The following is a 13688-nucleotide window of genomic DNA, read 5'->3' as shown; positions in this document are numbered from 1 at the left end:
GCCCGGCTCCCCCGAAGGGGAGCCGGGCCTCGGAAGGTGCCGGGACGGGCGTCAGCGGCTGTGCTGCGAGTCTGCGATCGTGACCTCGACCCGCTGGAACTCCTTGAGCTCGCTGTAGCCGGTGGTGGCCATCGAGCGGCGCAGGGCGCCGAAGATGTTCATCGAGCCGTCCATGGTGTGCGACGGGCCGGTGAGGATCTCCTCGGTGGTGCCCACCACGCCCAGGTTGACCTTCCTGCCGCGCGGCACGTCCTCGTGGACGGCCTCCATGCCCCAGTGGTTGCCCTTGCCGGGCGCGTCGGTGGCACGGGCCAGCGGGGAGCCCATCATCACGGCGTCCGCGCCGCAGGCGACGGCCTTGGGGATGTCGCCGGACCAGCCCACGCCGCCGTCGGCGATGACGTGCACGTAGCGGCCGCCGGACTCGTCCATGTAGTCGCGGCGGGCCGCGGCCACGTCGGCGACGGCGGTGGCCATCGGGACCTGGATGCCCAGCACGTTGCGCGTGGTGTGCGCGGCGCCGCCGCCGAACCCGACCAGGACACCGGCAGCGCCGGTGCGCATCAGGTGCAGGGCCGCGGTGTAGGTGGCGCAGCCGCCCACGATGACCGGGACGTCGAGCTCGTAGATGAACTGCTTGAGGTTCAGCGGCTCGGCGGCGCCGGAGACGTGCTCCGCCGACACGGTGGTGCCGCGGATCACGAAGATGTCCACGCCCGCGTCGACGACGGCCTTGGAGAACTCGGCCGTGCGCTGCGGGGAGAGCGCGGCGGCGGTGACGACGCCCGAGTCGCGCACCTCCTTGATCCGCTGACGGATCAGGTCCGCCTGGATCGGCGCGGAGTAGATCTCCTGGAGACGGCGGGTGGCGGACTCCTCGTCCAGCTCCGCGATCTCGTCGAGCAGCGGCTGCGGGTCCTCGTACCGGGTCCACAGGCCTTCGAGGTTCAGCACGCCGAGGCCGCCGAGCTCGCCGATGCGGATGGCGGTCTGCGGGGAGACGACCGAGTCCATGGGGGCGGCCAGGAACGGGAGCTCGAAGCGGTAGGCATCGATCTGCCAGGCGATCGAGACCTCCTTCGGGTCCCGGGTACGGCGGCTGGGGACGATGGCGATGTCATCGAACGCGTACGCCCGGCGGCCGCGCTTGCCGCGCCCGATCTCGATCTCAGTCACGTGTGGTGGCCTTTCCTGTGGGTCTGCCCGTCCAGTATCCCCGAACCCCGGCGCGCCGCGTTCCGGTGACCGCTGTACGGACGCACCCACCGGGCACGCCGGAGGGGCGGACCCGTGCGGGCCCGCCCCTCCGGTACTGCTCAGGTGCTGGTCAGGTGCTGCTGCGCTCAGCCCTTGCGGCTGTAGTTCGGCGCCTCGACCGTCATCTGGATGTCGTGCGGGTGGCTCTCCTTGAGCCCCGCCGAGGTGATCCGGACGAACCGGCCCCGGTCCTGAAGCTCCGGCACCGTGCGGCCGCCGACGTAGAACATCGACTGGCGCAGGCCGCCGACGAGCTGGTGCACGACCGCGGAGAGCGGGCCGCGGTACGGGACCTGGCCCTCGATGCCCTCGGGGATGAGCTTGTCGTCGCCGCCCACGCCCTCCTGGAAGTAGCGGTCCTTGGAGAAGGACTTGCGGTCGCCGCGCGACTGCATCGCGCCGAGCGAGCCCATGCCGCGGTACGACTTGAACTGCTTGCCGTTGATGAACAGCAGCTCACCCGGGGACTCCTCGCAGCCCGCGAGCAGCGAGCCGAGCATCACCGTGTCGGCGCCGGCGACGAGCGCCTTCGCGATGTCGCCGGAGTACTGCAGGCCACCGTCGCCGATGACGGGCACACCGGCCGCCTTGGCGGCGAGCGAGGCCTCGTAGATCGCGGTGACCTGCGGGACGCCGATGCCGGCGACGACGCGGGTGGTGCAGATGGAGCCGGGGCCGACGCCGACCTTGATGCCGTCGCAGCCGGCGTCGATGAGGGCCTGGGCGCCGTCGCGGGTGGCGATGTTGCCGCCGATGACGTCGACCGTCGAGTTCGACTTGATCTTGGAGACCATGTCGCCGACGAGACGGGAGTGGCCGTGGGCGGTGTCGACGACGATGAAGTCGGCGCCCGCCTCGATCAGTGCCTGGGCCCGCTCGTACGCGTCGCCCGCGACGCCGACGGCGGCGCCGACGAGCAGCCGGCCGTCCTTGTCCTTGGCGGCGTTCGGGTACTTCTCGGCCTTGACGAAGTCCTTGACCGTGATGAGGCCCTTGAGGAGGCCGGCCTCGTCGACGAGCGGCAGCTTCTCGATCTTGTGGCGGCGCAGCAGCTCCATGGCGTCCACGCCGGAGATGCCGACCTTGCCCGTGACCAGCGGCATCGGGGTCATGACCTCGCGCACCTGGCGGCTGCGGTCCGACTCGAAGGCCATGTCGCGGTTGGTGACGATGCCGAGCAGCTTGCCCGCCGGGTCGGTGACCGGGACGCCGGAGATGCGGAACTTGGCGCAGAGCTCGTCGGCCTCGCGCAGGGTCGCGTCGGGGTGCACCGTGATCGGGTCGGTGACCATGCCGGACTCGGAGCGCTTGACCAGGTCGACCTGGTTGGCCTGGTCGGCGATGGAGAGGTTGCGGTGCAGCACGCCGACGCCGCCCTGGCGGGCCATCGCGATGGCCATCCGGGCCTCGGTGACCTTGTCCATGGCGGCGGAGAGCAGCGGGACGTTCACACGGACGTTGCGGGAGATGAGCGAGGACGTGTCGATGGCGTCCGGGGACATGTCCGACGACCCGGGAAGCAGCAGCACATCGTCATAAGTGAGGCCGAGCGTGGCGAATTTGTCGGGCACTCCGTCGGCGTTCACAGTCATGACACCTTCCAAGATGGTCTTGCTCAGCGCGGATGTCCATGCTAACGGGATCCCGACGCGTCTCATTCCACGACCAAGATCAAGGCCAAGGTTCGTAGCTTCCTACGGGAAAAACCCCGTACGGCCTACTGCTCGGCGAGCGCACGGAGCCGGCTCAGCGCCCGGTGCTGGGCGACGCGCACCGCCCCGGGGGACATTCCGAGCATCTGCCCGGTCTCTTCGGCGGTCAGCCCGACGGCCACGCGCAGCACGAGGAGCTCGCGCTGGTTCTCCGGAAGGTTGGCGAGCAGCTTCTTGGCCCAGGCGGCGTCACTGCTCAGCAGTGCGCGCTCCTCGGGACCCAGGGAGTCGTCGGGCCGCTCCGGCATCTCGTCGGAGGGCACGGCCGTACTGCCCGGATGGCGCATGGCGGCCCGCTGGAGATCGGCGACCTTGTGCGCGGCGATGGCGAAGACGAAGGCCTCGAAGGGGCGCCCGGTGTCGCGGTAGCGCGGCAGGGCCATCAGGACGGCGACGCAGACCTCCTGCGCCAGGTCCTCCACGAAGTGACGAGCGTCACCCGGAAGTCGCGACAGGCGGGAGCGGCAGTAGCGGATCGCGAGGGGGTGCACGAAGGCGAGCAGATCGTGGGTGGCCTGCTCGTCGCCTTCCACCGCACGGCGTACGAGCGCGCTGACGGTGCCGTCGCCGCTGTTTCGGGAGGCGCCGCTGCCGCCTGTGGTCGCGGGTGACCCCGGGGCTGGGTCTTCGCAGTCCTGGCGCATCAATCCATGGTGCCTTGGCGCCGGAGCATTCGCGGCACTGCGGCTCGTGTTGTACGTCGAAGCGTTATGCGTCGACGGGTTGTGCGGGGTGGGTGCACCGGAACTCATGCTCTGGCCCCTCCCCTCCCGCTCGGCCGAATCGTCCCCGCGGCGACATCTCCAGGATGCGCCACACCCTCAAGCATGCGGCATCGCGCCCGAAGCGACACGTCCCCCGGATTGTGCACCGTCAATCCCCGGTGCGCACCGGGGTGCGGCGGATCGGACCGCGGGAGATTCCGGAGGGCGGCCGGGGCCGCGGGATCCGGGCGGGCCGGCCCGCCCCCGGCACCGCCGGCCGGTGAGGGCCGGCGGTCGCGCGGTCAGCGGACCAGGCCCCAGCGGAACCCGAGCGCCACGGCGTGCGCCCGGTCGGATGCACCCAGCTTCTTGAACAGCCGGCGGGCGTGCGTCTTGACCGTGTCCTCGGAGAGGAAGAGCTCGCGCCCGATCTCCGCATTGGACCGGCCGTGGCTCATGCCCTCCAGCACCTGGATCTCGCGCGCGGTGAGCGTGGGCGCGGCGCCCATCTCGGCCGAGCGGAGCCGGCGCGGGGCCAGCCTCCAGGTCGGGTCGGCAAGGGCCTGGGTGACCGTGGCCCGCAGTTCGGCGCGCGAGGCGTCCTTGTGCAGATAGCCCCGGGCGCCGGCGGCGACCGCGAGGGCCACGCCGTCCAGGTCCTCGGCGACCGTCAGCATGATGATGCGGGCGCCGGGGTCGGCCGAGAGCAGCCGGCGAACCGTCTCCACACCGCCGAGCCCGGGCATCCGGACATCCATCAGAATCAGGTCGGAACGGTCGGCACCCCAGCGGCGGAGGACTTCCTCGCCGTTGGCAGCCGTCGTCACTCGCTCGACGCCGGGCACGGTGGCAACCGCGCGACGGAGCGCCTCTCGGGCAAGCGGGGAGTCGTCGCAGACGAGGACGGATGTCATGACCGCCCTCCGCAGCTGCTGATGCGCGTCACCTTGAGCCTCCAGGCTGGTACGTATCGTCACCTGTGCGGTCGATGCTCCCGGACACATGTCCGAGAACTTCTTGGTTCAACCGCCTTCGCACTCTCAACGATGGTCACTCGAAAGAGTTACGGGTCGGACGGACACCTTCGGCACTCTACGTGAGGGAGCGAACACAAGGCAGGAAGCACCCACCGCGTGTCCTCCAGATGACGGTATGCCCTATTTGGCGGCTTTCCTTCCGTTTGGCGCATGTCTGAGGCTAGATTCCCAATGAGTCATATTTACATCTACTACGACAGTAGGTGTGGAGACATGGACCGTATCCGCCTCAGTACCGGCACCAAGAGGACTACCAATGGCAGATTTCTCCCGCCTCCCCGGACCGAACGCCGACCTCTGGGACTGGCAGCTGCTGGCTGCCTGCCGCGGGGTCGACAGCTCCCTCTTCTTCCACCCGGAAGGCGAGCGGGGCGCGGCCAGGAGCGCGCGCGAGACCTCGGCTAAAGAGGTCTGCATGCGATGCCCGGTGCGTTCTGAATGCGCCGCGCACGCACTCGCCGTCCGCGAGCCCTACGGGGTGTGGGGCGGCCTCACCGAGGACGAACGCGAAGAACTGATGGGCCGCGCCCGCCATCGCCTGATCCCGGCGACGACCGCGATCGGACCGAGCACGCCGATCGCTCCGCACTGAGCGGGCTCCACACGAAACGACCGAAGGAACGTTTCCTCGATTTTCGACAGGCACAGCACCCGCGCGTGCCGCGTCCCGGACCGGGCTGCCACCCGATCGGCCGTACCGCCGTACGGTCCTTCGCGTGGCGCCCCGTCCGGCGCGGATGCTCCGGTGCCGATGGGCAGATGGGCCGGGTGGCCGGACCTCCGGCACCGGGCCGCCATCGCCGGGGATCGTCAGCGCCGGACCACCGGCGCCGGACCGTCAGCGCCGGGCGGCCCGCTCCAGCTGGGCCAGGGTCGCGGCCACGGCCGGGACCCGCGCCAGGTCGGGCAGGGTCAGCGCGACGACCTCCCGCTCGACGGCCGGCTCCACGGCGAGGGTGCTCACGCCCTTGGCCCGTACGGACTCCACCGCGAGCTCCGGCAGCACCGCGACCCCGAGCCCGGCCCCGACCAGGCCGACCACGGCCGGGTAGTCGTCGGTGGCGAAGTCGATGCGCGGGGTGAAGCCGGCGGCCTCGCACACCTCCACCAGATGGCGGCGGCAGCGCGGGCAGCCCGCGATCCAGGGCTCGTCGGCCAGCTCGGCCATGCCCACCCGCTCCGCGCCCGCCAGCCGGTGCCCCTCGGGAACCAGTCCGACGAGCCGGTCGGTCAGCAGCGGCCGGACCACGAGGTCCTCCCACTCGGCCGCCGATCCGGAGGCGCCGCCGTAGCGGAAGGCCAGCGCGAGATCGCAGTCCCCCTCGCGCAGCATCTCCACCGAGCGCGGCGGCTCCGCCTCGACCAGCGAGATCCGGGTCCCGGGATGCTCGGCGCGCATCGCCGCGAGCGCGGTCGGCACCAGCGTGGAACTGCCGCTGGGGAAGGAGACCAGCCGGACCCGGCCGGCACGCAGCCCGGCGATGGCCGCGACCTCCTCCTCGGCCGCCGTCAGCCCGGCGAGGATCCCGGCGGCATGCCGGACCAGCGCTTCACCGGCCTGGGTGAGTCGCATTTCGCGCCCGGTGCGGATCAGCAGCGGGGTGCCGGCGGACTGCTCCAGCGCCTTCATCTGCTGGGAGACGGCCGGCTGGGTGCAGCCGAGCTCGCGGGCGGCGGCGGAGAAGGACCCGGTTCCGGCGACAGCGCGCAGAACTCGGAGATGGCGTGCCTCGATCACCCTTCGAGCATAAGGGGTGCTTTGATGTCGACGCGAATAATCCCCGGCCGCCTTTGAGGTGATTCCGCTAGCGTGGGGCCATGCATCTGATCTCCGTGAACCTCGGCCGCGCGACGGCCGTCGACCACACCGACGCCCCGAACGGGCTGACCGGTCACGGCAAGATCCCCGCGCCGGGCCCCGTACGGGTCTTCGCGCCGGGCCCCAAGGGCGTCGGCGCGAGCGGCGTCGAGGGGGACGAGGTCTGCCACCTGCGCCATCACGGCGGGGACCACCAGTACGCGTACGCCCGCGAGGACCTGGAGTGGTGGGAGCGCGAGCTCGGCCGCGAACTGCCCGGCGGGATCTTCGGCGAGAACTTCACCACCTCCGGCCTCGACGTGAACGGCGCCCTGCTCGGCGAACGCTGGCGGGTCGGCCCCGACCTGCTCCTGGAGGTGGCCTCGGCCCGCATTCCGTGCCGGACCTTCCAGGGGATGCTCGGCGAGAAGGCGTGGGTCAAGCGGTTCACCCGGGAAGCCCGGCCCGGCGCCTACCTGCGGGTCCTGCGGGAGGGTTCGGTCTCCCCCGGCGACACCATCGAGGTCGTGCACCGCCCGGACCACGAGGTGACGGTGGAGTTCTGGTTCCGCGCCTTCACCACCGAGCGGGAGCTGCTGCCGCGCACGCTCGCGGCGGGCGACGCCCTGGAGCCGGAGGCTCGGGACAAGGCGCTGTCCCATGTGGAGAAGTACGGGAAGCAGGGCGACTAGGTTGCGCCTATGACGACTGCGTTGATTACGGGATCCACGGCGGGCATCGGCGCCGCCTTCGCCCGGCGGCTCGCCGCCGAGGGCCACAACCTGGTCCTGGTGGCCCGGGACACCAAGCGGCTGGGTGAGCAGGCCACCGAGCTGCACGACCGGCACGGGATCGAGGCCGAGGTGCTGGCCGCCGACCTCTCCACCGAGGAGGGCATCACGGCCGTCGAGGAACGCCTCGCCGACCGCAAGCACCCGGTGGACCTGCTGGTGAACAACGCGGGCTTCGGCAACAAGGGCCGCTACCTCGAAGTCTCCATGGCCGACGAGCTGACCATGCTGAAGGTCCACATCGAGGCCGTGCTGCGGCTGACCTCGGCGGCCGTGGAGCCGATGCGCTCGCGCGGGCGCGGCGGCGTGATCAACGTGGCCTCGGTGGCCGCCTTCCTGCCGCGCGGCACCTACGGGGCGAGCAAGGCCTGGGTCGTGCAGTTCACCCAGGGCGCGGCCAAGGACCTGGCAGGCTCGGGCGTACGGCTGATGGCGCTGTGCCCGGGCTTCGTGCGCACCGAGTTCCACGAGCGGGCCGGCATGGGCACGGACAACATCCCCGGCTGGATGTGGCTCGACGCCGACAAGCTGGTGGCGGCGGCCCTGGCCGATCTGGCGCGGGGCAAGACGGTCTCGATCCCGGACCCGCGGTACAAGGCGCTGATGGGCCTGGTGAAGGTGGCCCCGCGGGGGTTGCTGGGCGGGGTGTCCTCGCGTACGGGGCGCAAGTACGGACCTCAGTGACCGGACCGGTGGAGACCTGTCGGTAAACGCGGCATATGGGTGAAATCTCCCTAGACTGGATGTGTCCCATCCAGCGCGGGAGGCGACGCGATGACATTCGTACAAGTGATCGACTACGAGACCAAGCGCTTCGACGAGATGAACAGTCTCATCGACCGCTATGCCGAGCAGAGCGCCGGTAAGCGCACGGTCACCCACACCCTCATCGGCAGGGACCGCGACTCCAAGACCCACTACGTGGACCTCGTCGAATTCCCCTCGTATGAAGAGGCCATGAGGAACTCATCGCTCCCGGAAACCGACCGGATGTTCCAGGAGATGGTGGCGCTCTGCGACGGAATGCCGAAGTTCATGAACCTCGACGTGGTCCGCGACGAGTACCTCAACAAGCTCGTCGTGAACCGCTTCCTCGAAGAGGTCGTGGGCAAGGGCAACTTCGACGTCGTCGAAGAGTGCATCGCGGCCGACTACGTCACCCACGACATCATGGAGAGCACCGGCGAGGGCAACGGCCGCGAGGGCATCCGCAAGACCGTCGGCATGTGGCGGGGCGCCTTCGACATGACCTTCGACATGACGCGCCAGATCGCCGAAGGCGACTGCGTGACCACCCTGTGGGACTGGAAGGGCACCCACACGGGCGAGTTCATGGGGGTCGCGCCGACCGGCAAGGCATTCACCATGTCGGGCTGTACGACCTGCCGGATCGAGAACGGCCAGATCGCCGAGGACTGGTGGTACTACGACGCACCGGGCCTGATGCGCCAGATGGGCATGATGCCCGGCTGACGCTCCACCCGGGGCCGGCGGCACACGGGAAAGCCCCGGTCACCACCGCTTGGCAGCGGTGACCGGGGCTTTGCCGTGCTTACCCGTGCTTACTGACGAGGTCAGTGGCTGTGGCCGTGGCCACCGTGGCCGTGACCGGCGTCGCCCTCGTCGTCGGCCGGCTTCTCGACGACCAGGGTCTCGGTCGTGAGCAGCAGGGACGCGATGGAAGCGGCGTTCTCCAGCGCGGAGCGGGTGACCTTGACCGGGTCGATGACGCCGGCCTTGACCAGGTCGCCGTACTCGCCGGTGGCGGCGTTGAAGCCCTGGCCCTTCTCGAGCTCGGCGACCTTCGAGGTGATGACGTAGCCCTCGAGGCCGGCGTTCTCGGCGATCCAGCGCAGCGGCTCGACGGCGGCGCGGCGCACGACCGCGACACCGGTGGCCTCGTCGCCCGTCAGGCCGAGGTTGCCTTCCAGCACCTTCACGGCGTGGACGAGAGCGGAGCCACCGCCGGAGACGATGCCCTCCTCGACCGCGGCGCGGGTCGCCGAGATGGCGTCCTCGAGACGGTGCTTCTTCTCCTTGAGCTCCACCTCGGTGGCGGCGCCGACCTTGATGACGCAGACGCCGCCGGCGAGCTTCGCCAGGCGCTCCTGCAGCTTCTCGCGGTCCCAGTCCGAGTCGGTGGACTCGATCTCGGCCTTGATCTGGTTGACGCGGCCGAGGACCTCTTCGGACGAGCCGCCACCGTCGACGATGGTGGTGCTGTCCTTGGAGATCGTGACGCGGCGGGCGGAGCCCAGTACGTCCAGACCGGCCTGGTCGAGCTTGAGGCCGACCTCCTCGGCGATGACGGTGGCACCGGTGAGGGTGGCCATGTCCTGGAGCATCGCCTTGCGGCGGTCACCGAAGCCGGGCGCCTTGACGGCGACGGCGTTGAAGGTGCCACGGATCTTGTTGACGACGAGGGTGGAGAGCGCCTCGCCCTCGACGTCCTCGGCGATGATCAGGAGCGGCTTGGAGGCGCCGGCCTGGATGACCTTCTCGAGCAGCGGCAGGAGGTCCTGGATGGAGGAGATCTTGCCCTGGTTGATCAGGATGTACGGGTCATCGAGGATGGCCTCCATACGCTCCTGGTCGGAGACCATGTACGGGGACAGGTAGCCCTTGTCGAAGGCCATGCCCTCGGTGAACTCGAGCTCCAGGCCGAAGGCGTTGGACTCCTCGACGGTGATGACACCGTCCTTGCCGACCTTGTCCATCGCCTCGGCGATGAGGTCACCGACCTGCTGGTCCTGCGCGGAGAGCGCGGCCACGGCGGCGATGTCGGACTTGTCCTCGATCGGACGGGCGGTCGCGAGGAGCTCGTCGGAGACGGCCTTGACCGCGGCGTCGATGCCCTTCTTCAGGGCGGCCGGGGAAGCACCCGCGGCGACGTTGCGCAGACCCTCGCGGACCAGCGCCTGCGCCAGGACGGTGGCGGTGGTGGTGCCGTCACCCGCGACGTCGTTGGTCTTGGTCGCGACCTCCTTGACGAGCTGCGCGCCAAGGTTCTCGTACGGGTCGTCGAGCTCGACCTCACGCGCGATGGTGACACCGTCGTTCGTGATGGTGGGAGCGCCGAACTTCTTGTCGATGACGACGTTGCGGCCCTTGGGACCGATCGTCACCTTGACGGTGTCGGCAAGCTTGTTGACGCCACGCTCAAGGGCGCGACGGGCGTCCTCGTCAAACTTGAGAATCTTCGGCATGGGAGCGGTTCAGCCCTCTCGTTGCTATCCCCGGCCGCTCACCGCGACCGCCTGTCAGACACGAACTACGCCCCTCGCCGCCCGGCATCAGCAGGGGTGACCAGGGGCGTAGCTCAAAGCAAAACTGGAGAAGTGATTACTTCTCGACGATCGCGAGCACGTCGCGGGCCGAGAGGACGAGGTACTCCTCGCCGTTGTACTTCACTTCGGTGCCGCCGTACTTGGAGTACAGGACGACGTCGCCGACGGTGACGTCCAGCGGGAGACGCTGGCCGTCCTCGAAGCGACCCGGACCCACGGCGAGGACGACGCCCTCCTGGGGCTTCTCCTTCGCGGTGTCCGGGATGACCAGGCCAGAGGCCGTGGTCTGCTCGGCGTCGAGCGGCTGGACCACAATGCGGTCCTCGAGCGGCTTGATGGCAACCTTGGAGCTGGTGGTCGTCACGATCTGACCTTCCGCTTCGGAGATCCGGGGTTAATTGTCTGAGGTGGCGACCGGGTCGATCCGTCGTCGCGGGTGCCGGATCCGCCTGTCGCCGTGTTGGCACTCACCAGGGGCGAGTGCCAGACGCGAGACTATTCCGGGGATTAGCACTCGGTCAAGCGGAGTGCCAGAACGCGCCGCTGGTTTCGCAGCCGGGGCCGCCTGTGTGCACCCCGGATCCCGCACCCTCGGGGCACCCCAGAGGCCCCGAAACGCGCGGCAGCGCCGCCGGGGACCAGTCCCCGAACCCCTGCGCCTCAAACGCCGGCGGGGCTGAATTTTCACCGGCGCCGGCCCGCACCGCGCGGGGTCTTTTCAGCCGTCCGGCGCTTGAGGACCGGGGTCCGGGCAGAGCCCGGGAACGGGCGAAGGGCGGGTAGGGGACCTCGCCCCGCAGGGCCGACCCAGCCGCACCCGCCCACCGGCCCCCGCACCAGGCGGCCGTGGCGGCACGCCGACACGCCACCGCCAGACGAAGTCCGGCGCAGCGGGGCGAGCTCCGCGTCAAAGAGGCCGGGTGCCCGGTATGTGAGGCTTGGGGCATGCGGATCCTGGTCGTCGAAGACGAAGTCAGCCTCGCCGATTCACTGCGGCGCGGCCTCTCCGCCGACGGCCACTGGGTCGACCTCGCCCACGACGGCCACCGCGGCCTGGATCTGGCCCTCACCGGAGGCCCGTACGACGTGGTCCTCCTCGACCTGATGCTCCCGGGCCTCTCGGGCTACGAGATCTGCACCCGGATGCGGTCCCACGACGTCGCCACCCCCGTGCTGATGCTGACCGCCAAGGACGGCGAGTACGACGAGGCCGAGGGCCTGGACTCGGGCGCGGACGACTACCTGACGAAACCGTTCTCCTTCGTCGTCCTCGCCGCCCGCCTCCGCGCGCTCACCCGCCGCACCGCCACCGCCGGCGCCGCCCGGCCCGCCGTCCTCCAGGCCGGCGACCTCGTCCTCGACACCGAGGGCCGCCGCTGCCGCCGGGGCACGCACGAGATCGAGCTGACCGCCCGTGAGCTCGGCGTCCTGGGCTGCCTGATGGAGCAGCCGGGCCGGGCCGTCGCCAAACAGGACATCCTCGACGAGGTCTGGGACAGCCCGCACGGCATCGACCCGAACATCGTCGAGGTCTACGTCTCCTCGCTCCGCCGGAAGATCGACGCCCCCTTCGGCCGCCGCTCGATCCTCACCGTGCACGGCACCGGCTACCGGATGGCCCCGGACGGTGGCTGAGCCCGGACCGGGGCCCGCGCCGGGGCCCACACCGCGCCGGCCCCGCCGCCTCGGCAGCCTCCGCGCACGCGCCGCCGCGGCCGCCGCCCTCGCGATGGCCGCCGTCCTGGCCACCGGCGGGCTGTGGCTCTACACGCTGCTGCGCGCCAACCTCATCGAGAACACCACCGGCCGCGCCGAGCTCGCCGCGCGCAAGGTGGCCGCCCAGTACGACACCGGGAGCCTCCCGATCCCGGGCCGGCTGTCCGCGCCCGAGGGCGGGGTCGACCTGGTCCTCGTACGGAACGCGGCCGGCATGGTCGTGGCCACCAGCGGGGACCTGAAGGACACCCCGGAGCTCACGGAGCTGAGCCCCGCGCCCGGCCGGGACATGCGGTCGGCCGTCCTGCCGCCCGCGCGCCCCGGCGCACAGCGGCGCGTGGTGGTCGCCGTGGACGCGCCCGGGCCGCCGGGGGCGCACGACCCGCACACCGTCTACGCCGCGACCGCGCTCGGCGACGTCGACGACGCCAACCGGGCCGTCGCGCTCGGCCTGCTGGCCGGTGCGCCCCCGCTGATCGCCTTCTCGGCGGCCCTGGCCTGGTGGGTGACGGGCCATGCGCTGCGCCCGGTCAACGCGATCCGCACCGGGCTGGCGGCGGTCACCGGGAGCGAGCTGGACCGGCGGGTCCCGGACCCGGGCGGCGCCGACGAGATCGCGCAGTTGGCCCGGACGGTCAACGCGACGCTCGACCGGCTGGAGCGCAGCGACGCCCGCCAGCGGCAGTTCACGGCCGATGCCTCGCACGAGCTGCGCAACCCCCTCGCGGCGGTCCGGTCCCGGCTGGAAGTGGCGCTGCGGGACCCCGACCGGGAGTCGGTGGCCGCCGCGCTGGCGGATACCGAGCGGCTGCAGGGCATCGCGGCCGATCTGCTCCTGCTGGCCCGGCTGGACGGCGGGCCGGCGCCGCGCACCGAGCCGGTGGACCTCGCGCTGCTGGCCGCCGAGGACGCGGCGCGGCGCCCGGAGCCCCGGGTCGCGCTACGGCTGGACGCGCGGGCTCCCGTACCGGCCGCCGGGGATCCGGCGCGGCTGGAGCGGGCGCTGGCCAACCTGGTGGACAACGCCCTGCGGTACGCCCGTACCGGGGTCGTGGTCCGGGCCGCGGCCGAGGACGGCTGGGCGGTGCTGGAGGTCACGGACGACGGGCCGGGCATCCCGGAGGCCGACCGGGACCAGGTCTTCGAGCGGTTCGTGCGCCTGGACACGGACCGGAGCCGGGCCGGCGGCGGCACCGGCCTGGGGCTGGCCATCGCCCGGGAGATCGCCCGGGCGCACGGCGGCGAGGTCCACGCGCTCCCCGCGCCCGCCGGGGGCGCCCGGCTGGTGCTGCGCGTGCCGGGGCGCCCGGGTTCCTGAGGGGCGTGGCGCGGCCGACCCTGAAGGCGGTTTCAGGACCCTCAGGATTCCTTCAGCACCGCTCCCCC

At 71.1% G+C, this 13688-nt stretch carries 13 protein-coding genes; 6 read left to right on the top strand and 7 right to left on the bottom strand.

The genetic code is table 11. The annotated features are described in order from the left end of the window. Positions 1 to 51 precede the first annotated feature (51 nt). The 4 genes from ACFVX6_RS23840 to ACFVX6_RS23825 all read right to left on the bottom strand — a co-directional run bounded on the left by ACFVX6_RS23840 (position 52) and on the right by ACFVX6_RS23825 (position 4587). Entirely contained in the window at positions 52 to 1176 is a 1125-nt protein-coding gene (locus ACFVX6_RS23840) for a GuaB3 family IMP dehydrogenase-related protein (RefSeq protein WP_389694539.1), read from the bottom strand. Between the two features lie 167 nt (positions 1177 to 1343). Beyond that, the gene (guaB, locus tag ACFVX6_RS23835; RefSeq protein ID WP_250744118.1) at positions 1344 to 2849 is read right to left on the bottom strand and encodes an IMP dehydrogenase; all 1506 of its coding nucleotides are present in this window, start codon (positions 2847 to 2849) and stop codon (positions 1344 to 1346) included. Positions 2850 to 2974: 125 nt separating this feature from the next. Then, positions 2975 to 3613 carry a sigma-70 family RNA polymerase sigma factor gene (locus ACFVX6_RS23830; RefSeq protein WP_389694537.1) on the bottom strand — a complete coding sequence of 213 codons (639 nt, stop codon included), beginning with the start codon at positions 3611 to 3613 and terminating at the stop codon, positions 2975 to 2977. Positions 3614 to 3975: 362 nt separating this feature from the next. Next, the gene (locus ACFVX6_RS23825; RefSeq protein WP_003948568.1) at positions 3976 to 4587 is read right to left on the bottom strand and encodes a response regulator transcription factor; all 612 of its coding nucleotides are present in this window, start codon (positions 4585 to 4587) and stop codon (positions 3976 to 3978) included. A 379-nt stretch (positions 4588 to 4966) separates the two neighbouring features. Here ACFVX6_RS23825 and ACFVX6_RS23820 point away from each other — a divergent pair, with 379 nt between their 5' ends. After that, a complete protein-coding gene (locus tag ACFVX6_RS23820; protein ID WP_250744119.1) occupies positions 4967 to 5302 on the top strand; it encodes a WhiB family transcriptional regulator in 336 nt (111 codons plus the stop codon). A gap of 246 nt (positions 5303 to 5548) precedes the next feature. Here the strand turns inward: ACFVX6_RS23820 and ACFVX6_RS23815 are convergent, their stop codons facing one another. Then, the gene (locus tag ACFVX6_RS23815; protein ID WP_389694535.1) at positions 5549 to 6448 is read right to left on the bottom strand and encodes a LysR family transcriptional regulator; all 900 of its coding nucleotides are present in this window, start codon (positions 6446 to 6448) and stop codon (positions 5549 to 5551) included. 80 nt (positions 6449 to 6528) lie between these two features. On the opposite strand from ACFVX6_RS23815, the gene ACFVX6_RS23810 reads away from it, so the two are divergent. The 3 genes from ACFVX6_RS23810 to ACFVX6_RS23800 all read left to right on the top strand — a co-directional run bounded on the left by ACFVX6_RS23810 (position 6529) and on the right by ACFVX6_RS23800 (position 8772). Continuing rightward, entirely contained in the window at positions 6529 to 7200 is a 672-nt protein-coding gene (locus tag ACFVX6_RS23810; RefSeq protein ID WP_389694533.1) for an MOSC domain-containing protein, read from the top strand. A gap of 9 nt (positions 7201 to 7209) precedes the next feature. Continuing rightward, on the top strand, positions 7210 to 7983 hold the full coding sequence (locus ACFVX6_RS23805; protein WP_389694531.1) for an SDR family NAD(P)-dependent oxidoreductase: 774 nt from the start codon (positions 7210 to 7212) through the stop codon (positions 7981 to 7983). A gap of 90 nt (positions 7984 to 8073) precedes the next feature. Then, the gene (locus ACFVX6_RS23800) at positions 8074 to 8772 is read left to right on the top strand and encodes an ester cyclase (protein ID WP_389694529.1); all 699 of its coding nucleotides are present in this window, start codon (positions 8074 to 8076) and stop codon (positions 8770 to 8772) included. 101 nt (positions 8773 to 8873) lie between these two features. Here the strand turns inward: ACFVX6_RS23800 and groL are convergent, their stop codons facing one another. Then, complete coding sequence (groL, locus tag ACFVX6_RS23795) at positions 8874 to 10505, bottom strand: chaperonin GroEL (protein WP_389694527.1); 1632 nt, start codon at positions 10503 to 10505, stop codon at positions 8874 to 8876. Positions 10506 to 10641: 136 nt separating this feature from the next. Next, a complete protein-coding gene (gene groES / locus ACFVX6_RS23790) occupies positions 10642 to 10950 on the bottom strand; it encodes a co-chaperone GroES (RefSeq protein WP_008739621.1) in 309 nt (102 codons plus the stop codon). A 581-nt stretch (positions 10951 to 11531) separates the two neighbouring features. Between groES and ACFVX6_RS23785 the strand changes: the two genes are divergently transcribed. Both ACFVX6_RS23785 and ACFVX6_RS23780 read left to right on the top strand, forming a co-directional pair. Beyond that, positions 11532 to 12221, top strand: coding sequence for a response regulator transcription factor (locus ACFVX6_RS23785; RefSeq protein ID WP_389694525.1), 690 nt, complete (start codon positions 11532 to 11534; stop codon positions 12219 to 12221). Next, complete coding sequence (locus tag ACFVX6_RS23780; protein ID WP_389694523.1) at positions 12214 to 13620, top strand: sensor histidine kinase; 1407 nt, start codon at positions 12214 to 12216, stop codon at positions 13618 to 13620. Before ACFVX6_RS23785 ends, ACFVX6_RS23780 begins: the two co-directional genes overlap by 8 nt. The last annotated feature ends 68 nt before the right edge of the window (positions 13621 to 13688 follow it).

It is taken from the genome of Streptomyces sp. NPDC058289, assembly GCF_042880975.1.
Lineage (GTDB): Bacteria > Actinomycetota > Actinomycetes > Streptomycetales > Streptomycetaceae > Streptomyces > Streptomyces stoeckheimensis.
The sequence above is the reverse complement of the archived record's forward strand: the minus strand, read 5'-3'. Positions and strand labels throughout refer to the sequence as shown.